Below are 23,781 nucleotides of genomic sequence, written 5' to 3'. Positions count from 1 at the left end.
GCGGGCAGGTCGGACAACGCCTGGATCCGCACCTAACCGAGTGCCGACGGGTGCTCGACTGGACGGCGTCCCCAGGCCGAGATCAGCGGCGCGAGTGTCAGGTCGAGTTTGCCCGCGTGGATGGCGGCCAAGTGCGCGTCGATCTCGGCGTCGTCGGCCAGGCCGGCCGCGAGCAGCTCGCCGCGCACGTGCCGGATGGTCGCCGCCTCCAGCCGGTCGCAGGCCAGCCCGCCGACCGGGAAAGAGCCCGCCGCGGCGACATCTACCAAGCCGGCCTCACGCAATGCCCGCGGCAGTGTCCGGCCGTAGCGCAGGTCCGCGCCGCGGCGCGTCAGCAGCTCCCGGACCGCGTCGCGCAGCCGGTTGGCCCGCCGCTGCGCCGGGCCGCTGTCGTCCAGGCATGCCAGTGGCTGTAGCGCGGTATCGGCGTCCTCGACCAGCAGCCAGCCGCCGGGCCGCAGCGCCGCCGCCATCGTGGCCAACGCCCGAGCCCGGTCGGGTAGATGGACCAGCACGAGCCGGGCGTGCACCAGATCGAACGTCCCCGGCTCCGGGGGCGGATCAGCGGCGACGTCGTGCCGGCGCACCTCGTACCCGCCGCCTGCCTCCAGCCACGACGGGTCGATGTCCGTGGCCAGCACGTGCCCGGTGGGACCGACGGCCGCCGCGAGCGCCTCCGGGATACTCCGGCCACCGGCCCCCACCTCCCAGCAGCGCGAGCCGACCCTGACCCCCAGCCGATCGAAGTGCCCCCGCGTCACACCGTCGAACAGCTCGGCCAGCCAAACGAATCGCTCGCCGGCCTCGGCGCGCGCGTTGTCCAGCAGGTACCCGCGGGCGGGAGCGGGCTCTCCACCGAGCGCGGTAGTCCCGCCTATCGGATCCGGTCGGCCACCGACGTGCGGCGGGCGGGGCGAGGAGGTCATCACTACATGATCACCTCCCCAGACCACCAGCGCCACGACGACGGGAGAGGAATATCTCACACAGCCAGCGAACCCCGCACGTCCTCCAGCACGGTTCTGCACCGTGACGCGCCGGAAGGGGTACATGTATTCGGCCCCCACAGCCAGCGCACCAGGCGCGGGACGGCGCGCTGACCGGACTGTCGGCTACGGCCGGCTCGACCTCGTACCGGACGCCTTCGATCACGACGTAAAGTCGGGGCCGGCGGATCCAGCAGATGCACGTCCCCGTTCATGACGGGTGGTACCTCTTCTCCAGTTCGGGATCCGGGGCGCGTCACTCGCAGGGCTTGGCGCCGGTGGTGACGTCGCGGTGCTGTTACGCGACGCGCACACCGGTCGATGGGCCTTAGCGTTGTAATTTCGCTGGAAGCTACAGGTGGCCCCGTAGGCGGGGTGGCCGACGTAGGCCAGGAGCGATGGCGACAGCCTGGCGGGGTCTGCGGCGAGCCGGTCGGCGATGACACACCACCGCCTGCTGCCCGGGTGGGAGCTTGCGCAGCTCAGGCACCCAGAGCTCGATCACGAATCGGCCGCCGGGTGTGAGGTGCCGGGCGGCATGGCGGAAGCACGCGACCTGCTCGGCTTGGGTGAGCAGGTTCGAAATCGTGTTGTAGACGAGGTAGTCGAGCGTGTATTTCCCCGGGGCGACGGCGGTCGCCATGTCACCGAGGATTACGGGGATCGTCGCTTCGTGCACCTTCGTCCGCAGCTGGTCGATCATCGGACGTGACAGCTCGATGCCTGTGACGGGTACCCCTCGCTCGGGGAGCGGGCCGGCCACACGGCCGGTTCCGATGGCGAACTCGAGCGCCTGTCCGCCGCCTGCGAGCTCGACGAGGCGGTCCACGGTCGGCCCCAAGACCTCGGGCGCGAACATGCCGGTGCCTGGCGTGTCATAGCGCTGGGCGGTATCGACGTCCCAGATCCTCCTGTCGCATGTCGCCGACGATCGTCATGGGCATAGGGATTGTCCAACGATTTTTCGCCCCTAAGGGCCCACGAACGCATTCAAACTGTTGAGCGCTCGGATCTTGCCAAGCATCTGGAAGAAGAATCCCGAGCTGTCCGGCCAGTCCGGAGCGACGAAGGTCTACAACATCACGATCAACGCTGCCCCGAACATCCCCACCGAGGAGTCATTGCGCAGGCAGTTGTCCTACGCGGCCCCCCCTCTACGAGTAATCCCCCTCCCTGACGGTCCCAGCCGTATCCCGGCTGGGCGCTTCTTTCTTCTTAATCGCCGCCGTCTCCCCCGTCGCCCCCGAATCCGCCGTCTCCGCCTCTCCCGCCTCCGTCGTATCCGGCGCCTCCATCGCCGCCGCCACGCCCGGTCGGTGGGTAGTCAGATGTGACCACGGCGAGTAGGAAGACCAGGAAGCCGAAGAGCATGAGGGCCCAGAGTCCGTCCGCGTCCGGGTTGACCACCACAAAAAGGATGAGACCGCCCATCAGCATCAGGATTACGCGCACGCTCACGACGATCTCCCTTAGTTTCCGGGGACCTCACTCTTTCTCGCTGAAAGTAACGAAGTCAATACACCCCATTTTCCGCCAGGCGTCGCGGGGCCTATCCGTTCAACGGCTCTTTCTCTTTAATCAGGAGGTCTGCCCGTGTTGTTCACCGGCTCCGCCAGGGCCCAGATGATGGCGCTGAAGAGGTGCTTCATCAGCAGCCTCGACCCGAAGAGGGGCATGGTCACCTTCCAGAGCATGGAGTACACCAACGTCGGCAACCTGATGGTCGCCGAACGTCTCCTCAGCGAGCACAGGATCGCGACCAGCAGGCACTTCGCGCCCGTCCACCACCTGCGGCTCTACCGTGGCCTCGCTACACCGACACCGTCGCCGCCCGGCAATTGTCCCTGCCCTGTTACCCCGCCATGACCCCAGAGGACGTCGATCGCGTGGTCGTCGCCTTGCACGATCTGTGGAAGGCGTGACCGTGCCGGGTATTCGCGAGAGCCGCCCAGTCGCCCGTCCGCGATTCGGCCCAACCCGCAGGTGACGGCCACTAGGGTGGGCGGGTTAACGCGACGGGAACGACGCATAATGTGACCCCTGCTCGTCCCCCACCAGGTGGCACGCCCAGCGCTACACCCATCCGGGAGACACGATGACCAACCCGAAGGCCACCATCGACGTGGTGGTCCTCACCATGAACGACCGGCCCGAGCCGTTCAAACGGGCGATGGAGTCCCTCCTTGCCCAGCAGGACGTCGAGCTTCGTGTGATCATCGTCGGTAACGGTGTCGAACCCGACTACGTTCCGGACGGGGTCCGTACCGTGGTCTTGCCCGTCAACGAGGGCATCCCCGCCGGGCGGAACGCCGGCGCCGATGCCCTCGCCGGGCCGGACGCCGGCGAGTTCGTCTTCTTCCTCGACAACGACGCCGTCCTACCCACCCTCGACACCCTCGACCAGCTCGTGGCTGTCGCGCGCCGCCATCCCGAAGCGGCCTATGTTCAACCGCGCATCGCTGATCCCGACACCGGCGTGACCATGCGCCGCTGGGTTCCACGCTTGCGCACTACTGATGTCACCCGCCCAGGGACGGTCACCGTCATGGCTGAGGGGGTGGTCCTGATACGCCGCGCCGACTACGAGCAGGCGGGCGGCTGGCCCGGCCACTTCTTCCTCTTTCACGAAGGCATCGATCTGAGCTGGCGACTGTGGGACCTCGGACGTACCGGCTACTACGCACCAGAGATCGTCATCCACCACCCCGCCACCGTCCCCTCTCGGCACGCGGACTTCTATCGTCTCGTCGCCCGCAACCGGGTGTGGCTGGCCTATCGTCGGCTACCTGCCGCCTTGGTCCCCGTCTATCTGACGGCCTGGACGGTGCTCAGCATCGCCCGGATCCGGTCCCGCGCGAATCTCGCTGTCTGGTTCGCCGGGCTGGGGGAGGGGCTCAAGGGCGGGCACGGGCAGCGGCGACCGATGGCCTGGGGCACGGTTCTGCGGCTGGCCCGTGCCGGCCGTCCTCCGATCGTCTGACCCGCCAACGCGAAACAAGCCCGCAAGCCCGTGAGGACGTGCGGGCCCTACTTGTGAGCCACCGGCGTGCCGGAGCCTGATCTCGCCCCAGCCCAGGAAGATCAATGCGGATCGGGCTCATGTGCTGTGATTCTGGCCGCTGCCCAGAGTGCCGAAATCGGACCCGGCCCTCCCCGAGGCCTTCAGGGCGGCGTCCGGTCAGGTCCTCGCGGGCGGTGCGCCTTCCACCACCGTGGCCAGGAACGCCCGGAATAGCTCGCCGATCGCCACGTCCCGGGAGTTGAGCAACCATTGGAGCTGAAGCCCGTCGTTGACTGCGATGATCAAGGACGCGGCCTGATCCGGGGTCAGCCCGCCCGGCAACCGGTCGCCGTGCTCTGCGCGCAGGCTGTCGGCCAGGGCGTGGCGTGAGCGGTCGTAGCGCGCGGTGAAGAACTCGTGGGCGGGATGGTCCTCGGCGACGCTCTCCGCGGACAGCACGGTGTAGGAGTGCACAAGCCCGCGCCAGTCGAGGTTGAAGTCGACCAGCCGGGCCATCGCCTCGATCGTCAGTCCCATGTCGGCGACGATGCCCAGGTTGTGAAGGTCTCGGTGTTCCAGCACGGCAACGAGGAGGTGTTCCTTGGTCGGAAAGTGGTGGAGCAGGGTCTGCTTGGAGACGCCCACGGCCTCGGCGATGGCGGCGAGTGAGCCGGCTCGGTAGCCGCGTTCCGCAAAGACACTCTCGGCAGCGGCCAGGATCTCCGCACGTCGCTCATCGGCACGCTTGCGCCGCTTCTGCTGCACGGCAACCACCTCCAAAGATAACGAAAACATAACGCAATCTACCGTTCGGTCAATTGAACAGCGATGCTGTCCATGTACCTCCGAGACCGTGTCCGAACGCTACCCTTCGACCGCATCAAGGGGAGTCCGATGATCGAGCTGTTTCCCCGCCCTCGGCTCATGACCGTCGCAGAAGAGGGTGCCGACCTTTCCGCACCCATCGCCGAGATTCTCGACGGGAGCCTTCCAACCCAAGGCTTCACCCTTGACACCACCGGACTGGACGTCACCCTGCGGTACGCCGACGACGCCGGACTCCGCTACGGCAGGGACATCCTTGAGCAGCTGCGCGCCCAAGGCGACGGCGCCTGGCCGGCGGTTCACATCGAGGACTGGCCAGACCTTCCTGTACGGGGCTTCCTGCTCGACGTCAGCCGCGGCCGCGTTCCCACCAGGGAGAGCTTCATCCACCTCATCGAGGTGCTGCGCATCGCCCGCTACAACCAGCTCCAGCTCTACACCGAGCACACCTTTGCCTACACCGGCCACCAGGGCGTGTGGCGCGGCGCATCCCCCATGACCGCCGCCGAGATACGCGACCTCGACGCGCTGTGCGCCGGCGCCGGTATCGAGCTGGTGCCCAACCAGAGCACCTACACCCACATGGAGGCCTGGCTCTCCCACAGCACCTACCGCCACCTCGCGGAATGCCAGGACGGCTTCGCCGTGGCCGGATTCTCGATGCCCTCCGCCACCCTCAAAGCAGACGAGGAGAGCGCGGCGTTCGCCCACGGCCTGCTCACCGAACTGCTGCCCAACTTCACCAGCCGCCAGGTCAATATCAACTGCGACGAGCCCTTCGAACTGGGCAGGGGCGCCGGCGCCGCCCAGGTGGCCGAACTCGGAACCGGCGAGGTCTACCTCAGGCATCTACGCCGCCTGATGGAGCCCCTGCTCGCCCAGGGCTACCGGCCGCAGTTCTGGGCGGACTTCATCACCCACCACCCGGAACTTGTCGAAAGCCTGCCAGCGGGCTGTACGGCCGTCGCCTGGACCTACGAGTCTCCCCGCCCGAACGGTGAACGCATCGAGATCCCGCCGGACTTCCAGCAGGTCATCGATGAGCTGGGCATCAACATCGCCTTCGACGGCTTCTCCGAAGCCCTCAAGGGGCTGCCAGGCAGCGGGGTGCCGTTCCTGGTCGCACCGGGCACCGGCACGTGGAACTCGCTGGTGGGCCGCATCGACAATGCGATAGGCAACATCGCCGACGCGGTGCGCACCGGCCTGGCGAACGGAGCCTGCGGCCTCTTGCTCACCGAATGGGGTGACAACGGCCACTTGCAGGCATTCTGTACGTCCTACCCACCTATCGTGTACGCCGGTGCGGCGAGCTGGTGCCTGGCCAGCAACGCGGACATCGACCTGCCCGCCGTACTCGACCGGCATATCTTCCGCGACTGCGCCGGCGTGCTCGGCGGCGTGATCGACGCCGTCGGGCGGGTATGGGGACGTACCGGCCAGCGCTCATTCAACGGCAGCCCACTGCAGGCGGCCCTGATCCCCGAGCAGCGGCATCTCGTCACGCACGAACCCGACGCCGGCCTGGTCGAGGCGGTCATCACGACGCTGGACCAGGCGCTGACCGAGCTGGAACAGGCCCGTCCGGCCTCGCGTGATGGCGCGCTGGCGGTACGCGAACTCGCCGCGGCCATCGGGCTCGCGCGGCACGGGGCCTGGCGGCTGGGCCGTACGGCAGGGCTGGCCACCCCCGGAGACGTTGCGCTGCGCGCGGACCTCAACGCGTTGATCACGGAGTACCGGCAATGCTGGCTCGCGCGCAACCGGCCGGGCGGGATGGAGCGCGGGTTCGGACCGCTGACCTCGACGCTGAAGTCCTACGCGCAGTGACGGCCTGGCCTCGGTGCCGACGGCATCGGCACCGAGATCACGTGTGCCTGCTCCTGTATTGCTGATCTTGGGTTAAGGCCCGCCAGGTAAGCGTTCGACACCAGTCTGATAATTCTTGGAGGTGGACGTGGCACCGGGGTCGCGTTGCTTACGTTCGGCTACACCGAGGCGTTCTGCCGGTTCAGGATTGATCACGTGATCACAAAGCCTGGGCGCCCGCGTCTGTTACGTGAGCTGAACGATCGTGCCGCGCTGGAGCTGCTGGGGTCGTCGGGAGCGCTGACCCGGGCACAGATGAGCGAGATGACCGGGCTGTCGAAGGTGACGGCCAACCATGTCTTGTCTCGCTTGGAGGAGCGTGGCCTGGTCATCAAGGCCGGCGTGCAAGAAGGAGGACGCGGGCCCAACGCGACCCTTTACGAGCTCAACCCGTCGTGCGGCCAGGTGATCGCGATCGAGGTCTACCGGGACACGACGACCGCCGTTCTTGCTGACATCACGGGGCGGCTGCTGGCGCAGACGACGGTCCCGACCGATGTCACCGCGGATCCGGCCGAAGCATCGCACACGATCGTGCAACGCCTCACCCGGACCGCCCGGATCGACATGGCACAGGTGCAGGCGTGCGTGATTGCCCTGCCCGGCGTCATTGATCCGGTGACAAGCCACATTCACTTCTGCTATGACATGCCCGCCTGGCATGGGGATGTGATCGAAGCCCTCCGCCAGAAGGTGGGGCTGCCCGTCACGATCGACAACGACGTCAACCTCGCCGCGATAGCCGAACGTGCGCTCGGATCCGCGGGCAAGGCGCGCAGCTTCGTGCTGGTCTGGATCGGACGGGGGCCGGGATCGGCCGTCATGGTGGGGGATCAGCTGTTGCGCGGGGCAGCGGGTGCGGCGGGTGAACTCGGCTGGCTGCCCGTCCCGGGCGCGGCCGTCAGCGATGGCGGCTTCGATCGCAGCCGCCATGAGGTAGGTGCCGCTTTCCAGTCCCTGGTGGGCTGGCGGGCGGTGCAAGAACTCGCCGTCAGGTACCAGATCGCGGGGGAGAATGCCGCGCAGAGCGTGGCGGCCGCCGCAGGGAGTGCGCAAGGGGCGGCTTTCCTGGACGAGCTGGCCCGGCGGATCGCTTTGGGGGTTGCTTCCATCTGCGCCGTTCTCGATCCTGAACTCGTCGTGCTGGGCAGCGATGTCGGGTCGGCCGGAGGTGACGAACTCGCCGGTCGTGTTCAGCGGGCCGTCGCCGGCATATGTCCGGCCCGGCCGCGGGTGGAGGCGAGCACGATCCTGGACGGACCCGTCGTGCGCGGCGCCCTGCTGGTCGCGATCGAACAGGCACGTGAACGTGTGTTCTTCTAGAGATCGATTCAGGCGCGGCACTGTCGTCGACGCCTGAATTCCTGACCCCTTATCGACGTCTGAAAGTTGACCCCTGGCGCTGAAGTCGGCGGGCCGCTGCCGCACCCGAAGATCCGCACAAAGGACCGGGCCGTGCTGCTGGCGTGGTGGGACGACATGAAACGCAGGTCGATCGTGCGGGACTGGCACACGCTCGGCCAGGGCGACCCCAACCGGCGGAATGTGCGCTGGTGTCGGAGGAACTGCTGCGGCTCATCCGCGACCTGGGCGACGGCATCGAACCGCAGAAGACCGCCGTCGCGGTCGACCCGTCCGGCGGCGGCCGCGACACCGCAGGTGTCATCGGCGGACCCCGCCCCCGCTCGTGAAATCCGTGCGGGCGGAGCAGGGCAAGCTGCTGCGGGCGGAGCCGATGCTGATCTTGCCCTACCGCGAGGACGTCGCCGAACTCTTCGCGGAGTGCTTCGCCTGTGTCTTGACTCGGGAGCCAGATGTTGGTCACTTTCGGCGCCACTTCGCTGGCCTACCGCGTGCGGGTGTTCGTGAGAGCGAGCGCCACTTGTTGACCACGGCCGAGATCCTGGCGAGGTACAGTAGGCACACGTCTCCAGGGGACTCTCCGTAGAACTCGGCCGCCGTGATGAACGATGTGCGATGCGCACTTCTGCCGAGATGAGGGTGTACGGCGCATAACTACCTCGCAATGCTTAAAGTCCCTCACACGATCTGCTGAATAGATGTTGATCAGCGCCATGATGTGAAAACGCAGCCTCGCTCGGTGGAGCACGAGTGAGGCGTGGGTCCTCGACGACCTATGGGATCTGATCGAACCGCTGCTGCCACCCTCGCCTGACAAAGCACCTGGGCCACGGTCGGTCCCGGACGAGGTCTACGCGTCGACCGTGGGCGAGTTTCTCCCCGGGTTCGCCGCGCTCCCGCCGTCCGCATTCGGGGATTCGGCCGTCGGGGCCGATGCGATCGACGGCATCCGGGCCGCGCTTGAGTCCCGGCTGGCCGAGCTGGAGAAGTCAGCCCAGCGCGGCCGCCTTGCGCAGCAGCACTGAGCGTTCGCGCTGGTTGGCGCACAGCCGGGCGGCCAACTCCAGCTCGGCCCGCGCTTCCGGTCGCCGTCCGAGTCGGGCCAGCAGCTCACCGCGTACGGTCGGAACCAAATGCGAACCGGAGAGCCGGTCCAAGGCGATCAGCTCGTCCACGATGGCCAGGGCTTGCGCCGGGCCCGAGGCCATGGCAACGGCGACGGCCCGGTTGAGCTCGACCACCGGCGAGGGTGCGACCCGGCCGAGTGCCTCGTAGAGCACCACGATCCGGTCCCAGTCGGTCGCCTCGACCGAGGGCGCCGACGCGTGGGTGGCGGCGATCGCGGCCTGCAGGCCGTAGGGGCCGAGGCCGCGAGTCGATGCCTTGGCCAGCGCGGCCAGCCCACGGCGGATCGCCGAGAAATCCCACCGCCGCCGGTCCTGCTCGTCGAGCAGGACCGGCGAACCGTCCGGGCCGGTCCGGGCCGGGAAACGCGCGGCCGTCAGCTCGCACAACGCCAGCAGGCCGTGCACCTCCGGCTCGTCCGGCTGCAGCGCGGCCAGCGTGCGGGCCAGCCGGATCGCCTCGTACGCGATGTCGGGGCGCAGCAGCCGGTCGCCCGACGTGGCCGTCGACCCCTCGGTGAAGATCACGTAGAGGACGCTGAGCACGCCGCCCAGCCGCTCCCGGCGCTCGGCGGCCGGCGGCAACTCGAACGGCACCCCGGCCGCCGCGATCGTCTTCTTGCCCCGGGTGATGCGGGCCTGCACGGTCGGCACGGGTACGAGGAACGCGCGGGCGATCTCCTCGCTGGACAGGCCGCCGACCACGCGCAGGGTCAGCGCCACCCGGGCCTCGGGGGAGAGCACCGGGTGGCAGCTGACGAACATCAGCGCCAGCACGTCGTCATCGATCTTGTCGGGACCGATTTCTTCGTCAGCCGCCGAGCCGACCGCTAAGTTGGCCGCCAGCAGGGCGTATCGGTCCTGGAGGGCGGTCCGGCGGCGGATCGCGTCGATCGCCCGCCGCCGGGCCGTGGCCATCAGCCAGCCGGCCGGATTGGCCGGAGAGGCGAGCGGCCACGACACCAGCGCCTCGGCCACCGCCTCCTGGGCCGCGTCCTCGGCCAGCCCGAAATCGCCAGTGAACCGGGTCAGCGCGGCGACGATCCGCGCCGACTCGATCCGCCAGACGGCCTCGACATCGGCCGTACCCATCAGATCTGGCCGTTGCTCTCGCGCCCGGCCCAGTCCTCGATGATCACTCGTCGACCTGCGGGACCTCGTCGCTCCCGGGCACCCGCCGGACCTCGATCTTGGACCCGGGGGCCGCCGGGACCCGCTTGGCCCACTCGACCGCCTCCTGTTTCGAGGCGACGTCGAGCAGGAAGAAGCCCCCGAACAGTTCCTTGGTCTCGCCGTACGGCCCGTCCGTGACCACCGGGGCCTCGCCGCTGAAGTCGACCACGACGCCCTGGCCCGGATCGTCCAGTCCTTCCGCCGCGAGGAGAACGCCGGCCTTGACCATCTCCTCGATGAACTGGCGGGTCGTGGCCATCATCTCGTCGATGTTGGCCATCAGGGCCGCGTTCGACTCGTCGGTGCCCCGCATGATCAGCAGGTACTTCGGCATCGTGTTCTCCTCGTCCGTCGGGGCCGCCTCTCGGCCCTCGCACCCACACGTCGAACGAGCGGCCCGCGGATCGACACGGCCCCGGAGAGATCTCTCGCCGCGACGCAGCCGATCCCTCCGACCCGCGTTTCGCCCGTCAGAGCGGCCCCTGAACGATGGCTGACGCGGACGCCCTGCTGATCAGAAAGCTTATCGTCGCATCTTTGGAAGGCGGCGACGCTTGCTCACCTGAAGGATGAGCTGATTGAGCCGCCGTCCAAGCAGCGGCTGCAGCGGATCGTCGGTTCTGCGCTGGATCAGTCCGAGAAGATGCTGACTCTGCGTGTTCCTCGCGGATCAGCGACGACGTGGCAGAGCGGATGTTCACCCTGATCGCCCGTCGCGGCGGTGGCGGCGCCGGGGCGGCCGAGCAGGAGGAGGCGCCAGCCGATGAGGGCGAGGAGGAGGAGACGTCCGCGGATGGCGAGGACGCGGATGTGTTCGCGGTGATCCGGGAGGATCCGGGCAACGTCAGCGTCACCGCGATGGAGAAGGAGGTGTTCAAGTTTGGCGCCATCAAGGCGATCGGGCTGCCGGAGGACATCTTCGACGACATCGCGCCGGGGGTGCTGCTGTCGTGGCGGGCGCGTGTGGCGGTGTCATCGCCCAGCCACCTGCGCCGCCACGGCGATGAGCTGAAGGTGACATTGCTGGCCGCCTATCTGCACTGCCGGCGGCGGGAGATCGTCGACGCGCTGGTTGATCTGTTGATCACCACGGTGCAGCGGATCAACGCCCGTGCCGACACCAAGGTGACCGAGGAGTTCATCGCCGAGCTGAAGCGGGTCTCGGGCAAGGAGAACATTCCGTTCAAGATGACCCAGGCCGCGCTGGAGGCACCGGAGGAGACGGTGAGCGAGGCGATCTACCCCGTAGTGCCCGGCGGGGTGGACACGCTGGTGGCGCTGTGGCACGAGTACCAAAGCGAGGGGACCTCCTACCGGCAGCGGGTGTTCAAGGCCTCCTACACCAACCACTACCGGGCCGGGCTGATCCAGATCCTGGAGGCGCTGGAGTTCGGCTCGGCCAACACCGTGCACGCGCCGATGATGACCGAGCTGGCGCTGATCAAGCAGTACAAGGCGGAGACGACGAACCGCACCAAGTACTACGCCACCGGCGAGGCCGTCCCGGTGGAGCAGATCGTCCCGGCGGAGCTGGCAGAGCTGATGTACCGCACTGACAAGAGTGGCCGGCGGCGGATCTTGCGCAGTGTGTACGAGTGCGGGGTGTTCCAGACCCTGCGCGACAAGCTGCGCTGCAAGGAGATCTGGGTGCACGACGCCTACAAGTGGCGCAACCCCGACCTGGACCTGCCCGCCGACTTTGAGGACAAGCTGGAGGAGAACTACGCCAAACTGCGTAAACCGCTGGAGGCCAAGGACTTTACCGCCGAGCTGATCGAGGAGATGGACGCCGAGCTGTCAGCGCTGCACGACGTCCTGCCGTCGCTGCCGTGGCTGCAGATCGTCGAGCGCAAGAAGGGCGGGGCGATTGCGTTGTCCCCGCTCGATCCGCTGCCGGAGCCACGTAACCTGCGCAAGCTCAAGGCTGCGGTGCGCTCCCGTTGGGGGGTGGTGCCGCTGCTGGATATGTTCACTGAGACTGCGCTGCGCACCGGCTGTCTGAATGCGCTGATTCCGGCCGGCACCCGGCTGGGGATGGACCCGATGGAGTTCTTCGAGCGGATGCTGCTGGTCATCTACGCGCTCGGCACCGGCGCCGGGATCCGGTCGGTGGCCGCGGGCGAGCATCCGTACTCGGAGGAGGACCTGAGGTATTCGCGTCGCTGGCTTTTGTCGGTGGCAGGGGCACGGCAGGTGGCCAAGGTGATCGCCAACGCGACCTTCGCCGCCCGGCAGGCGTGGCTGTGGGGGAGGGCACCACCGCGGTGGCCTCCGACTCCACCCATTTCTCCTCCTTCGATCAGAACATCTTCACCGACTATCACTCGCGGTATAAGCGGGCCAAGCGGGGTGTGCTTATCTACTGGACGGTTGAGACGGCCGGTGCGATGGCGATCTACAGCCAGCACCTGACCTGCTCGGCCTCGGAGGTACACGCCATGGTCGAGGGCGCGATGCGGCACGAGACGAACATGAACGTCGAGACCAACTATGTCGATTCTCATGGCGCCTCGCTGATCGGGTTCGGCAGCACCCGGTTGCTGAACTTCGACCTGGTCGCCCGGTTCAAGCAGATCAACGTGATGAAGCTGTATCTGCCCGGCAGGGGCGACCGCTTCGCCTACCCGCTGTTGCGCCCGGCGCTGACCCGGCCGATCCGGCCGGAGCTCATCGAGAACAACTACGACATGATCATCAAGTACGCCACCGCGATCCGGCAGGGCACCGCCTCCACCGAGGCGCTGATGCGGCGCTTTCAGGGCGAGACCACCCATCCGGCCTACTCGGCGATGCTGGAGGTCGGCTGCGCCCAACGGACGATCTTCTTGGCTCGATGGCTGCGCGACAGGGATCTCCAGCACGAGACCGAGTCCGGGCTGAACGTGGTGGAGAACTACAACGGGGTCAATGACTACATCCGTTTCGGCAAGTGTGGCGAGCTGGCCTCCAACAAGCGTGAGGAGCAGGAGGTGGCCATGCTCGGCCTGCAGATCTTGCAGAGCAGCCTGGGTACATCAACACGTTGATGATCCAGGACACGCTCGCCGAGCCCGAGTGGGCCGATGTGCTCACCGACGTCGACCGGCGCGGCCTGACCCCGCTGTTCACCGTGAACATGACCCCGTACGGGACTGTGCAGCTGCGCCGCGACCGCCGTCTGGACCTCACCGGGCCGCCGTCCCCGGCGGAGGGGTAGCCGTCGGGCCAGCCCGGGTAGTGCCGCCGGCGGCCTCCAGCCGCCAGCCGGACGGCGAGCTCGTACGCCGCAGCCCTGCCGTTGAGGGTGTGGGCGTGCTGGCGGCGCCGATGGTTATCTAGCGCTGCCGAGCGATCTAGCCGGTCAGCCACTTGAAGGTCGTTAAGCCACGTTAGGCAAGGAGGCGGGCCGCGGCTGATTCGTCTGGCAACCGACGAACGGGGAGTGCCCGAAGACGAAGTCTGCGTGACGACCACGGGTTGACAACGGGCAGCCGAATCCAACACCATTTCGCTATTCCCATAGTGAAAGGGTGTTTCGGTTGATCGAGTTCAACCTGGACCGCAGCTCGGGGGTTTCGACGTACCTGCAGCTCGTTCACCAGGTCAAACAGGCGCTCCGGCTCGGTACGCTGCGGCCCGGTGACCAGCTGCCGACCGCCCGCGAGGTGGTCGAGAGCCTGGCCATCAACCCCAACACCGTGCTCAAGGCGTACCGGGAGCTGGAGCGCGAAGGGCTGGTCGAGGGGCGGCCGGGGATGGGGACGTTCGTCCGGCACGGCATCGCGGGCGCGACACTCAGCGAGCACACGCGGCTGCGGCGCGATCTCGAAGCGTGGGTGCGCGACGCCCGCGCGGCCGGGCTCGATCAGGAGGACTTGCGGGCGCTGTTCACCGTGGTCCTGGCCGACACCGCAAAGAAGGGCGTGGCATGAGTTCCGCGCTGGAGGCGACCGGGCTGGGGGTCCGTTATCGCCGTACCTGGGTATTGCGCGACTGCTCGCTGTCGGTGCCCGCGGGACGCGTGGCGGCGCTCGTCGGGCCCAACGGCGCGGGCAAGACCACGCTCATGCACGCGGCCGTCGGCCTGCTGCGGCCCACGCTGGGGAGCGTCCGCGTGGCCGGCGAGGCGGCGTTCGTGGCGCAGGACAAGTCACTGTACGAGAGCTTCACCGTCGCCGAAATGCTCACCTTCGGCCGCCGCATGAACAGCCGCTGGGACGACGCCGCAGCTGCCGACCGGCTCGCCGGGCTGGGCATCCCGCTGGAGCGGAAGGTGAGCAGGCTGTCGGGCGGGCAGCAGGCGCAGGTGGCGGTCACGCTGGCACTGGCCAGCCGGCCCGACCTGCTCGTGCTGGACGAACCGCTGGCCAACCTCGACCCCCTCGCCCGCCATGACGTGATGCGCTCGATCATGGCAGAGGTCGCCGGGCGGGAGCTGACCGTGCTGCTGTCCTCGCACGTCGTCTCCGACCTGGAGGAGACGTGCGACTGGCTGATCGTGCTGAACGGGGGTCGGCTGCAGGTCAGTGGTGACATCGAGGAGCTGCTCGACGGGCATCTCGTGGTCACCGGGCCGGACGAGGTGTCGATGGCGGGGACGCAGGTGGTGAGCGCGAGCCGTGCCGGCAGGCAAGTCAGCATGCTGGTCCGGGGTGCGCCCCTGCTCGATCCCCGCTGGCAGGCGCGGCGCCCCGGGCTGGAGGAGCTCGTCATGGGCTACCTGCGCAGCCCCGAGTCGGCAGTGCTGCCGAAACTGACGGGAGTGGGCGCGTGATCTGGGTGACGTGGCGCCAGCACCGGGCGCAGATCCTCGTGACGGCGGGCTTCTTGGCGCTGCTGGGGGTGCTGCTGCTGGGTTCGGCGGTGGAGGCGAGCTGGTACGTGGCCGAGCACGCCCCGCCCGGCTGTCCGGGGCCCGCGGTGGCGTGCGGAGACCTGGCGGTGGCGCTCGGGCAGCGCTATGACACGGTCTACTCGGTGTTCGGCTGGATGCCGCTGGTGGCGCCAGCGTTGATCGGGGCGTTCTGGGGCGCGCCGCTGCTCGGCCGCGAGTACGAGCGCGGCACCCACCGCCTGGCCTGGACCCAGGCCGTACCCGTGTGGCGGTGGCTGGCGGTCAAACTGTCGACCCTGGGCGGGGCGGTCGTGGCGGGCGGCCTGCTGCTGTCGCTCATGGTGAGCCTTTGGCGGCCGGTGTTCAGGGAGGGGGTCGACTCCACGTTCGGCAACATCGGCGTGTTCAACATGGTCGGGGTGGAGCCGGCGGCGTGGTGGCTGTACGCGTTCGCGCTCGGCACCGCAGCCGGCACCCTGTTCCGGCGGACGCTGCCCGCGATGGCACTGGTCGTGGCCGGGGTGACGGTGACGATGTTCACGCTGTTCCAGCTGAGCGACTACTACGCCGAGCCGGCACGTACAGAGCTGTCCGGCACCGTGCTGCTGGACGACCACGACGCCCGGCTGGTGAGCACCGCCTGGGTGGAACCGTCCGGGAGGGAGGTCGCCGAGCCGTCGGACAGCGGCTGCCCACGCCGGGTGGACGTGGGGCAGAGCAGCAAGAACACTGATGCATGGCAGGCGTGCCTGTTCGGCAAGGGCTACCGGTACGCGGTGTACTACCATCCGCCATCCAGGTTCTGGCGCTTCCAGTGGACCGAGGCGGGGATCCTGGCGCTCGCGTCGGCGGCCCTCGGCGGCCTGGCCGTGCGCCACACCCTCCGCCGCCCCGGCTGACAGGCCAGTTCCGTCAGGAGGCGATCCAGTACGGGTCGGCGGTTCTTAGATAATCCTTGTTATCCGGCAAGATAGCGATCACGGGCGTAGCGCGAGCTGGGCGGGCCGCCACCCGGCGCGGACGCTTCGTTTCCCGGTTATCTGGCAACTTCGCGAACGGTGGAGGCGGACGGGATGGATCCGGTCATCGCCGAGCAGCTCGGTCGCGCCCACCCGCTCGCCCGCCATCTCGATGACTTCCTCACCGACCTGGCCAACGCTGGCGCCTCCGCGCACACCCGGCGCGCCTACCGCGGCGACCTGATCGCCTTCGCCGCCCACCACGGAGAGGAGATCGCTGAGCTGACCGCCGCACCCATCCGTGCCTACCTGGCCGAGATCGCCAACCTGTCACCGGCCAGCCGCAAGCGCAAGCGCGCCGCCGTCGCCTCCTTCACCAAGTGGGCGGTCCGCCACGACCTCCTGCAGGCCAACCCGATGGACCGCATCGACACCGTCAAGGTGCCCAAGAACCTGCCCCGCCCCGCCGCGGCGGCCGACGTCGCCAAAGCTCTCGCGGTGATCTGCTCGCGGCGGCCGCGCAAGGACCTGCCCCTGGACCGGCTGCGCGACCGGGTGCTGTTCGAGACCGCCTACGTCTGCGGCGCCCGCGCCTCCGAAGTCTGCGGCCTGTACGTCGAGGACCTCGATCTGCGCCTGGACGACGAACACGTGCGCATCTGCGGCAAGGGCGGCAGCGTCCGCACCGTACTGCTGGACGACCGCGGCTACGTCGCCCTGCTCAAGCTCTACCTGGCCCGCGCCGGCTACACCGCCGGCCCGCTGTTCCGCGCCTCCATCAATGGCACCGGCGGGTCGCTGTCCTACGACGCCGCCCACCACCGCTGGCAGACCTACTGCGCCGCCGCCGGAGTCGAGATCGACATCCACCAGCTGCGTCACGCACACGCCACCGAGTTGATCAACGCCGGGGTATCGATCGAGGCCGTCCGCCGCCGCCTCGGCCACGCCAGCACCGAGACCACCCAGCTGTACGCGCTACTGGACGACAAGGTCGCCAACGCCGAGATTCGTGCCGCCCGGCGGCGCCGTGACCGAGTGGCACGCTGATCGCACGGGCCGGGACCCAGGATCAGATGTCGCTGATCAGGGCAAACGCGATCGCGTGTACTTGGTGACAGCTTCGTTAACGACAGGCCTATTCCCGTCGAAATGTCGGAAGGTGCCCGCATCCGATTTACTCAAGCGGTAACCCGCTCCGTTTACTAAGGAGATCGGCGGCCTCACACGGCGATTCGCATGTGAGGCCGCTGCACTCACTCGTTCTCACCGACTATCACTGCCGGGTGAGCGACGGAACTTACGGTGTACGACTTAGGTGTCGTACCACCAACCCGTACAGAAGCTCGCTCCATTGAAACGGACGCATGCCCGCATCCAGTTGTGGTAGTTGTTCAAGTCATTGGAGAATTTCGAATTGAAAGGGCCGCACTGCGTCCAGTTCCTGCCCTCGTCATAGGAACGGTCGACCCAGGTTTGATCGCCGGAACTGTAACCGCTCCTGACAGCCGCGAAGGAGTGGTCGCTGATTCGCTGGTTGACCAGCGCGAACTTGACCGTACGACCGCCCTGGGTAACGGTACGCGTTAGAACGTCGTGATCCGCGATTCCGTTTCCTGGCCAGCTTCCGCAGTTCGTGTCAGCTACGGCAGACGGGCTGGTGAGTCCGACGAGGGGAAGGGCGAGTAACGCTCCGGCGGCAATCACGCTGGTTCTGCGGCGAGTGATCGACAATGAAGACCTCCGGGGAGTGAATGATCTCAGTCAGTATTCCTGTCATTCGGCTTACTGGCAAGAGTTGAGATTGGCCCCAGCCTGGAACGTTCGAAAATGCAGCGACCGGACGGAGTGCGATCCGATAGCGCCGTACGTCACCTCAGCCTGGATCCACCGCGTGATTTCTCATGATCAATTTTTGGTCCAGTTCCGTCGCGATGTCCGTTTCGCCAGGTGAAGCTGTTTCCGGGCATGGGAGAGCTGAGGAGCTTAAAAATCTGATACCAGACAGAAGTTCAATTCTGTCTGATATAGAGTCCACTGACAGATTCGATGGGATGAGGGCGGTAAATCTTTATCGCGGGAAGACGTGGTAGGACCGAATGGCTATGATCGAGTCCTGCGCGTTCCGTGTGAGACCGCGGTTCTTCCGCCCGCGCGCGGCGACTTCCCATCAAAAGCGTGAGCGGCGGACCTCTGGCCCTGCGTCGAGCCCTCTTTTCCACGAGTCCAAGGGGCCGCTGGTATAGCGCTCAGGTGGTCTCGCCGTTGCCTCTCCTGCGAGCCATGCGCATGGTGCTCAGCTCCGACCGCCCCTACTGGGGTGCCACCGGAATAGGCCTTCGGGAGGATTGCCGTTTCCGCAGCTCAGCCGCATCGGCTCCTGTCCAGGGGAACCCGGCAGAATGCAGCAGTGTCGGCTCTGGCTCTCGGAACACTGCAGGTAGCAGGGCCTACCGCCAATTTCCGCACCCATCCTCCCCAAAGGCCGACACAGACCACATACGCGTCACGGTCCACCGCGCCCTTGGGCAGGTCGGGGTTGGCGAACACTGGCCGCTTCCACGCCGCGGTCACCAGAGACGCGTCGATCTCCTTTGGGATGAGGGGCTTGCGGGAGACGTGCCGGCGTGGGGCGCCCCGTCCGGAGGTCATCCCCGGACGGGGCACGCCGGACCCTCTGTCGCTACTCTGACGCCGGTGCGAGTGTCGGCTCCTGGCGGAGGGCGCGTAGTACCAGGAGGCCGGTGAGCGTCACCGGGACCAGGGCGATGTGGCACAGCGCGAGCGTGATGGTGCTGGCCTCGTCGAGGTCGGCGGGGATGGTCATGATCGGGATGGTCACGAGGGCGAGTGCCGGCCCCACGACCATCGCCACGAGGATCACCCAGCGCCAGATGCGCGACAGCAGCGCCACCAGGGTCATCCCGACGAGCAGCGGCACGGAGGTGAAGCCGACGAGGGTGATCGCGTCCACCTCGGCCGGCTGGCCCTCGGCGGTGAAGCGGAACTCACCGCCAAGAGCGCGCCCCACCGCGTAGATGGCGAGGTTGAGGACCAGCGCGACAGCCACGGTGGCGGCGACGATGACGGCAGCCCGGTCACGAGCGCGTAATGCGGGCGCGCCTGGGTTGGCGCCTTGCGTCATGATGGCTGTCCCGCACGGCGCAGGTACGCCTCGATCCGGTCGAGCGCTCCCGACCAGACCTCCTTGACGAAGAAGTCGCGGACCTCGGGCGCCGGGAAGCCGCTCTGCACGACCGTGAGCAGGGTGCCGCCCTCGTACTCCTCGAAAGTGACCTCGATGGTGGTGGTCATGGTCATGCCGTCGGGAGTGCTGCCGGTGGACTCGGTGAGCAGGCGGTGCGGGCGGTCGATCTCCAGGAAGGTCTGCGTCTCACGGAACAGGTTGTCGGCGTCCGGTCCCCAGACCGCGGTCTGTCGGCCTCCGACGCGCAGGTCGACCTCGATCTCGACGATGCCGGGCTCCTCGTCGAGGATGCTGAACCAAACCTTCTGCTTCTCGGCGTCGGTGTAGGCGTCGAAGACCTCCTCGGGGGTCGCGGGCAGCACGCGGGTTGTGCGCAACTGGATGGTCTCGGTGTCGTTCCGCGTCATCGCTCGGTGTCCTTCCCGGTGTTCGTCTCAGGGGCGTTCTTGAGGGTGAAGTAGGCGTCGAGACCGTCGAGTCGGCGCTCCCACAGGCGCTGGTAGAAGCTGATCCACGACATGGCGTCCTCCAGGCGCTCGGCTCCCAGTCGGCACTGCCTCGATCTGCCGACTTTCTCTGTCGTGACCAGTCCGGCGTTCTCCAGGACGTGCACGTGCTTTTTCATGCCGGTGAGCGACATGCCGAAGGGTTCGGCCAGCTCGCCGATCGTGGCGGGACCCTGGCCAAGCCGGATGAGTATCTGTCGCCGGGTCCCGTCCGCGAGGGCGGCGAACGTACGATCGAGGACCTCTTGCTGAACCATACGGTTCACTTTATGACACCGAACCGATTGGTGCACTAACCGAGCGCAAGCACGTGGGAGGGGTGCCACCGTCCACTCCCACCGCCTGACGTGCGCTCTCCGGCGGACGCGGCCCGTTTCCGCCGTATTCCGGTGGCACCTCCTACTGAACCGGGGCTCGCGCGCGAACAGCCCCTTTTAGCCATGATTGAAAGGCTTTGGGACGGGCCGGTGGCTCTCCTACGGTCATTTTTGGCGGCTCACACCGCCCGCGAATCGGTCGATGCTCAGCTCGTGTTCGCGCAGGGCGGGATCACCAGCAGGTTTCCCTCGGAAAGGAGAAGTTCGATGACGTCAAGGTTCAAAGCAGCTGTCCTGGCTGCGGGGATAGCCGCGCTCATCTCCACGGGGTCACCGGCCGCGCCGGAATGCGCCGGCACTTGGGCAGCTCAGACGACACGCCCTCGTATGCGATCATCATGGTTATGTCATCGAACGTTGAGAGCGCGCTCGGGCGGCGGCAACCCCGGGCGAGCATTTCGTCAGTACGGCGCGGCTTGCGGGTCACGTCCACGGAGGTGGTGTACGAGTAGCCACCACGCGATCCGTTTCTGCAGGTTAAGCGGTGAGGGTTTCCGGGAGGTGTTCCTGGCCGGGTGTGTCACCGGGGATCACGCGTAGACGTGCTTTCGCCAGGACATCCAGACCCATATAGCGGCGGGCCTCGGTCCACTCGTCGGTCTGCTCGGCCAGCACGGCACCGACGAGACGGATGATCGCGGCTCGGTCGGGGAAGATGCCGACCACGTCGGTGCGGCGGCGGATCTCCTTGTTCAGCCGCTCCTGGGGATTGTTCGACCAGATCTGCTTCCAGATCTCTCGCGGGAACTGAGCGAACGCGAGCAGGTCCTCCCGCGCCTGATCCAGATGATCGGCCGCGGCCGGGTACTTGCCCGCAAGCGCGTCGATCACCCAGGCGTGCTGAGCGCGGACCTGCTCGGCGGTCGGCTGATCGAAGATCGTCCGCACCAGGGTGGCCACCCACGGCTGAGCCGACTTCGGCACGGTCGTCAGCAGATTCCGCAGGTAGTGGGTCCGACACCGCTGCCACGAGGCCCCGGGCAGGGTCGCCCCGATCGCCTCGACCAGCCCGCTGTGGGCGTCGGAGATGACCATCTGCACCCCCGACAGGCCCCGGGCCACCAGGCCACGCAGGAACGCCAGCCAGCCCGCGCCGTCCTCCCGCGAGGTGATGTCCAGGCCGAGGATCTCCCGCTGCCCGTTGGCGTTGACAGCGGTGGCGACCAGGGCGTGCACGTTGACGATCCGCCCGCCCTCGCGGACCTTCTGCGTCAACGCGTCCAGCCAGACGAACGCATACGGCCCGCCGTCCAGGGCTCGGGTGCGGAAGGCCTCCACCTGCTCATCCAGCACCTTCGCTGAGACCTGGCTCTTGGAGATCCCGGTGATGCCGAGCTGCTCGACCAGCTTGTCCACCCTCCGAGTTGAGACGCCGAGCAGATAGCTGGTGGCGACCACGCTGATCAGGGCTTGTTCGGCCCGGCGGCGGCGTTCCAGTAGCCAGGACGGGAAGTAGGATCCTTGGCGCAGCTTCGGGATCGCCAGCTCGACCGTCCCGGCGCGGGTGTCCCAGGCGCGGGCGCGGTAGCCGTTGCGAGAGTTGGTCCGCTCGCCGCTGCGCTCGCCATATGCGGCGCCGCACAGGCTGTCGGCCTCGGCCGACATCAACACCTCGGCCATGGTCTTCACCATAGATCGCAACAGATCCGGGTCGTCGGTCTCGATCTGCTTCGCCAGCCAGCCGGCAGAGTCCACACTGTTGTTCACGGCCATCGCCTTTGTTCTCCTTCGATCTTGATGTCGCAATCACGAAGGATCACGCGATGGCCGTCCTCATTTCACGACGCCACGCCTCTACCAGCGGAAACTCTTACACCACTTCCATGGACGCAACCCGGGTCGTCGGCGGCGCGAAGTTCGGGCGGGAGCTGACCGCCTTCCGGCTGCTCTACGACTGGGCAGCACGACGGGGCTACGTGACCGCGAGCCCGGTGCAGCTTCGAGAGGTCGTACTGCCGAACGGACAGGTCACGTCGACTCCGGAGCTCATGCCCAAGAACGTCCGCAGCTCGAACGTGAAGTGGCTGACCCCGCGGGCCTTCCGGCTCTGGAAGGATGTCGGCCTTCGCGGCTACGGCGCTGACGGGCGCCCCGACCGGAGCTGGCGAGGTCGCAACGACGGACGCGACCGCACCGCGGGCCGCCATGCGGACCATCTTCTCTACGTCATCAGGGCGGCCCGTCCTTTCGGGGCGGGCCGCTTCGTCGTCTGGGGCGAAGAATTGCAGACGCGCTCCACTCCTCTTACGGCGACGCCGCAGCTGCCAGAGAGCGCCGACGTCGCTCCACGAGGAGGAACCAGGCGACGATGAAGCCGATACTCGCGGCAGCCGCCGTCCATACGATCGTCTTCCCTATGGTCTCGACCACCTCGTTCCTGCCGGGCGGGAGCACGACCATCTGTACGGCGGCGCCGACCGGCACGATCAACCTCGCGAGCAAACCGATCGCTCCCGATCGCTTGACACATGCACCAACGGCACCCAGGGGCGCTCCGAAGACGACACTGGCGACCCACCACAGGAGCGATTCGGACTCGTACCAGGGGATCTGCCCGCCGCTGCGAATGCTGTCCACGATGCTGTAGGCGGCCGTGGCGGCGAGAAGGGCCAGTGCGCCAGCGGCAGCCCCACCCCGCGCCAATGCTGCGGGACGGCCCTCCCTGCCGCGTGTGACCAGCCACCCCACTGCGACCGCCAAACCCGCCCAAGCCCAGCCGGAGTCGAGCAGCACGCTCATGATCTCCGCGATGGACCACCCGCTGGTGGTATAGGCACGGCTTTCAAGGTCGGCGTAGCTATGGGAGAGGGCGTTCACGAGGGAGGTCGCCGCGCCGAATCCTGCTCCGACCGCCAGGGCGCTCACCAGGATCTCTACGGGACGGGTCACACGTGAGCGGTCCTGCCGTCGACTGCCCTGCCGCTGATCGTTGGTCACGATGCCTTCCTACCGCAAAGATCATGACTTGTACGGCGGACGTTCCATACGATCCAGGGATCGGCCGCATTTGGCGGTTGGGGAAATGTCCGTCAAGGGCACCCCGACACCGTCGCTAAATCTCATCGACATCACCGCCCCAAGCCCCCGCGACCGTCGCTCAAACCAGCGAACAAACGTTGCTGCTTCTCGCGGTCACAGTCAGACGGCCGTCATGCGGGCACCGAGAATCCATCCCAGGGAACAAAAACAACACGCTTGGACTTGCCACGGAACTCCATCCCGCGAACCTGACCTCTGCTCCTCTGACCATCCTGGACTGGGAAGGCATCGGTTCGGCCCCGGCCGGGTGGGACGCGGCCACCCTGCACGCCTACACGCTGCCGGTGCCGGAGGTCGCAGCGCAGATGCGGCGCGTGTTCGCCGACGTGCTGGACACTCCGGCCGGGCGGTTCGCCGAACTCGCTGTGGCCGCCTCTATCCTCCAAGCTGCTGAGAAGCTGCTGAGCGTGATCCCATACATGGTCTGTCACGCACGTAAGGCAAGCAGCAAGAGGCGTGCTGGCTCGGGGGAGAGCAATCGTCAAGACCTGTGGATCACGAGTTTCTAAGCAGCTGCCGGTGAGGGCTGATCGTCGGGA

General features: G+C 67.4%; 23 protein-coding genes and 2 pseudogenes. 14 read left to right on the top strand and 11 right to left on the bottom strand.

The window, feature by feature from the left end:
- Nucleotides 1-32 precede the first annotated feature (32 nt).
- The 3 genes from IMZ11_RS35775 to IMZ11_RS35765 form a co-directional block, all read right to left on the bottom strand.
- A complete protein-coding gene (locus IMZ11_RS35775) occupies nucleotides 33-926 on the bottom strand; it encodes a methyltransferase domain-containing protein (RefSeq protein ID WP_228646864.1) in 894 nt (297 codons plus the stop codon).
- Nucleotides 927-1,338: 412 nt separating this feature from the next.
- Nucleotides 1,339-1,845 (bottom strand): class I SAM-dependent methyltransferase, encoded by a 507-nt coding sequence (locus tag IMZ11_RS35770; RefSeq protein ID WP_374463188.1) that lies wholly within the window; start codon nucleotides 1,843-1,845, stop codon nucleotides 1,339-1,341.
- A 356-nt stretch (nucleotides 1,846-2,201) separates the two neighbouring features.
- Nucleotides 2,202-2,444 carry a hypothetical protein gene (locus IMZ11_RS35765; protein ID WP_228646863.1) on the bottom strand — a complete coding sequence of 81 codons (243 nt, stop codon included), beginning with the start codon at nucleotides 2,442-2,444 and terminating at the stop codon, nucleotides 2,202-2,204.
- A gap of 135 nt (nucleotides 2,445-2,579) precedes the next feature.
- Between IMZ11_RS35765 and IMZ11_RS35760 the strand changes: the two genes are divergently transcribed.
- Nucleotides 2,580-2,852, top strand: a complete 273-nt coding sequence (locus IMZ11_RS35760) for a hypothetical protein (RefSeq protein WP_228646862.1) — start codon at nucleotides 2,580-2,582, stop codon at nucleotides 2,850-2,852.
- Nucleotides 2,853-3,081: 229 nt separating this feature from the next.
- Nucleotides 3,082-3,966 (top strand): glycosyltransferase family 2 protein, encoded by an 885-nt coding sequence (locus IMZ11_RS35755; protein ID WP_228646861.1) that lies wholly within the window; start codon nucleotides 3,082-3,084, stop codon nucleotides 3,964-3,966.
- Nucleotides 3,967-4,164: 198 nt separating this feature from the next.
- On the opposite strand, the gene IMZ11_RS35750 is transcribed toward IMZ11_RS35755, so the two are convergent.
- Nucleotides 4,165-4,752 carry a TetR/AcrR family transcriptional regulator gene (locus tag IMZ11_RS35750; RefSeq protein ID WP_228646860.1) on the bottom strand — a complete coding sequence of 196 codons (588 nt, stop codon included), beginning with the start codon at nucleotides 4,750-4,752 and terminating at the stop codon, nucleotides 4,165-4,167.
- Between the two features lie 129 nt (nucleotides 4,753-4,881).
- On the opposite strand from IMZ11_RS35750, the gene IMZ11_RS35745 reads away from it, so the two are divergent.
- From IMZ11_RS35745 to IMZ11_RS35730, 4 genes are all read left to right on the top strand, one after another.
- On the top strand, nucleotides 4,882-6,642 hold the full coding sequence (locus IMZ11_RS35745) for a hypothetical protein (RefSeq protein ID WP_228646859.1): 1,761 nt from the start codon (nucleotides 4,882-4,884) through the stop codon (nucleotides 6,640-6,642).
- A 144-nt stretch (nucleotides 6,643-6,786) separates the two neighbouring features.
- Nucleotides 6,787-8,004: an ROK family transcriptional regulator gene (locus IMZ11_RS35740; RefSeq protein ID WP_228646858.1), complete on the top strand. Its 1,218-nt coding sequence runs from the start codon at nucleotides 6,787-6,789 to the stop codon at nucleotides 8,002-8,004.
- A 230-nt stretch (nucleotides 8,005-8,234) separates the two neighbouring features.
- Entirely contained in the window at nucleotides 8,235-8,372 is a 138-nt protein-coding gene (locus IMZ11_RS35735) for a hypothetical protein (RefSeq protein ID WP_228646857.1), read from the top strand.
- A 534-nt stretch (nucleotides 8,373-8,906) separates the two neighbouring features.
- Nucleotides 8,907-9,068 (top strand): hypothetical protein, encoded by a 162-nt coding sequence (locus IMZ11_RS35730; protein ID WP_228646856.1) that lies wholly within the window; start codon nucleotides 8,907-8,909, stop codon nucleotides 9,066-9,068.
- On the opposite strand, the gene IMZ11_RS35725 is transcribed toward IMZ11_RS35730, so the two are convergent.
- A complete protein-coding gene (locus IMZ11_RS35725; protein WP_228646855.1) occupies nucleotides 9,033-10,259 on the bottom strand; it encodes an RNA polymerase sigma factor in 1,227 nt (408 codons plus the stop codon). The two genes, IMZ11_RS35730 and IMZ11_RS35725, sit on opposite strands and share 36 nt — an antisense overlap.
- A pseudogene (locus IMZ11_RS35720) lies at nucleotides 10,259-10,674 on the bottom strand (YciI family protein). Before IMZ11_RS35720 ends, IMZ11_RS35725 begins: the two are co-directional and overlap by 1 nt.
- Before the next feature lie 359 nt (nucleotides 10,675-11,033).
- On the opposite strand from IMZ11_RS35720, the pseudogene IMZ11_RS46475 reads away from it, so the two are divergent.
- The 6 genes and pseudogenes from IMZ11_RS46475 (at nucleotide 11,034) to IMZ11_RS35690 (ending at nucleotide 17,162) form a co-directional block, all read left to right on the top strand.
- Nucleotides 11,034-13,366 (top strand): annotated as a pseudogene (locus tag IMZ11_RS46475) (Tn3 family transposase).
- Complete coding sequence (locus tag IMZ11_RS35710) at nucleotides 13,366-13,536, top strand: hypothetical protein (protein ID WP_228646853.1); 171 nt, start codon at nucleotides 13,366-13,368, stop codon at nucleotides 13,534-13,536. The pseudogene IMZ11_RS46475 and the gene IMZ11_RS35710 overlap by 1 nt, the downstream one beginning before the upstream one ends.
- Nucleotides 13,537-13,858: 322 nt before the next feature.
- Complete coding sequence (locus IMZ11_RS35705; protein WP_228646852.1) at nucleotides 13,859-14,251, top strand: GntR family transcriptional regulator; 393 nt, start codon at nucleotides 13,859-13,861, stop codon at nucleotides 14,249-14,251.
- A complete protein-coding gene (locus IMZ11_RS35700) occupies nucleotides 14,248-15,093 on the top strand; it encodes an ABC transporter ATP-binding protein (RefSeq protein ID WP_228646851.1) in 846 nt (281 codons plus the stop codon). Before IMZ11_RS35705 ends, IMZ11_RS35700 begins: the two co-directional genes overlap by 4 nt.
- Nucleotides 15,090-16,052, top strand: a complete 963-nt coding sequence (locus IMZ11_RS35695; protein ID WP_228646850.1) for an ABC transporter permease — start codon at nucleotides 15,090-15,092, stop codon at nucleotides 16,050-16,052. The genes IMZ11_RS35700 and IMZ11_RS35695 overlap by 4 nt, the downstream gene beginning before the upstream one ends.
- Before the next feature lie 174 nt (nucleotides 16,053-16,226).
- Complete coding sequence (locus IMZ11_RS35690; RefSeq protein ID WP_228646849.1) at nucleotides 16,227-17,162, top strand: tyrosine-type recombinase/integrase; 936 nt, start codon at nucleotides 16,227-16,229, stop codon at nucleotides 17,160-17,162.
- A 1,633-nt stretch (nucleotides 17,163-18,795) separates the two neighbouring features.
- On the opposite strand, the gene IMZ11_RS35685 is transcribed toward IMZ11_RS35690, so the two are convergent.
- From IMZ11_RS35685 to IMZ11_RS35670, 4 genes are all read right to left on the bottom strand, one after another.
- Nucleotides 18,796-19,257 (bottom strand): DUF6069 family protein, encoded by a 462-nt coding sequence (locus tag IMZ11_RS35685; protein WP_228646848.1) that lies wholly within the window; start codon nucleotides 19,255-19,257, stop codon nucleotides 18,796-18,798.
- Nucleotides 19,254-19,727 (bottom strand): SRPBCC domain-containing protein, encoded by a 474-nt coding sequence (locus IMZ11_RS35680; protein WP_228646847.1) that lies wholly within the window; start codon nucleotides 19,725-19,727, stop codon nucleotides 19,254-19,256. The genes IMZ11_RS35685 and IMZ11_RS35680 overlap by 4 nt, the downstream gene beginning before the upstream one ends.
- Nucleotides 19,724-20,083, bottom strand: coding sequence for a helix-turn-helix transcriptional regulator (locus IMZ11_RS35675; protein WP_228646846.1), 360 nt, complete (start codon nucleotides 20,081-20,083; stop codon nucleotides 19,724-19,726). Before IMZ11_RS35675 ends, IMZ11_RS35680 begins: the two co-directional genes overlap by 4 nt.
- A 597-nt stretch (nucleotides 20,084-20,680) precedes the next feature.
- Complete coding sequence (locus IMZ11_RS35670; RefSeq protein WP_228646845.1) at nucleotides 20,681-21,916, bottom strand: IS256 family transposase; 1,236 nt, start codon at nucleotides 21,914-21,916, stop codon at nucleotides 20,681-20,683.
- Between the two features lie 50 nt (nucleotides 21,917-21,966).
- Between IMZ11_RS35670 and IMZ11_RS35665 the strand changes: the two genes are divergently transcribed.
- Entirely contained in the window at nucleotides 21,967-22,515 is a 549-nt protein-coding gene (locus IMZ11_RS35665) for a hypothetical protein (protein ID WP_228646844.1), read from the top strand.
- Here the strand turns inward: IMZ11_RS35665 and IMZ11_RS35660 are convergent.
- Nucleotides 22,448-23,140, bottom strand: a complete 693-nt coding sequence (locus IMZ11_RS35660; protein WP_228646843.1) for a hypothetical protein — start codon at nucleotides 23,138-23,140, stop codon at nucleotides 22,448-22,450. The two genes, IMZ11_RS35665 and IMZ11_RS35660, sit on opposite strands and share 68 nt — an antisense overlap.
- Before the next feature lie 179 nt (nucleotides 23,141-23,319).
- Here IMZ11_RS35660 and IMZ11_RS35655 point away from each other — a divergent pair, with 179 nt between their 5' ends.
- Nucleotides 23,320-23,751 (top strand): hypothetical protein, encoded by a 432-nt coding sequence (locus tag IMZ11_RS35655; protein WP_228646842.1) that lies wholly within the window; start codon nucleotides 23,320-23,322, stop codon nucleotides 23,749-23,751.
- The last annotated feature ends 30 nt before the right edge of the window (nucleotides 23,752-23,781 follow it).

This window comes from Microtetraspora sp. AC03309 (genome assembly GCF_020826795.1).
Lineage (GTDB): Bacteria > Actinomycetota > Actinomycetes > Streptosporangiales > Streptosporangiaceae > Microtetraspora > Microtetraspora glauca.
Note: the sequence above shows the minus strand (reverse complement) of the source record. Positions and strands in the feature narration are given on the sequence as shown.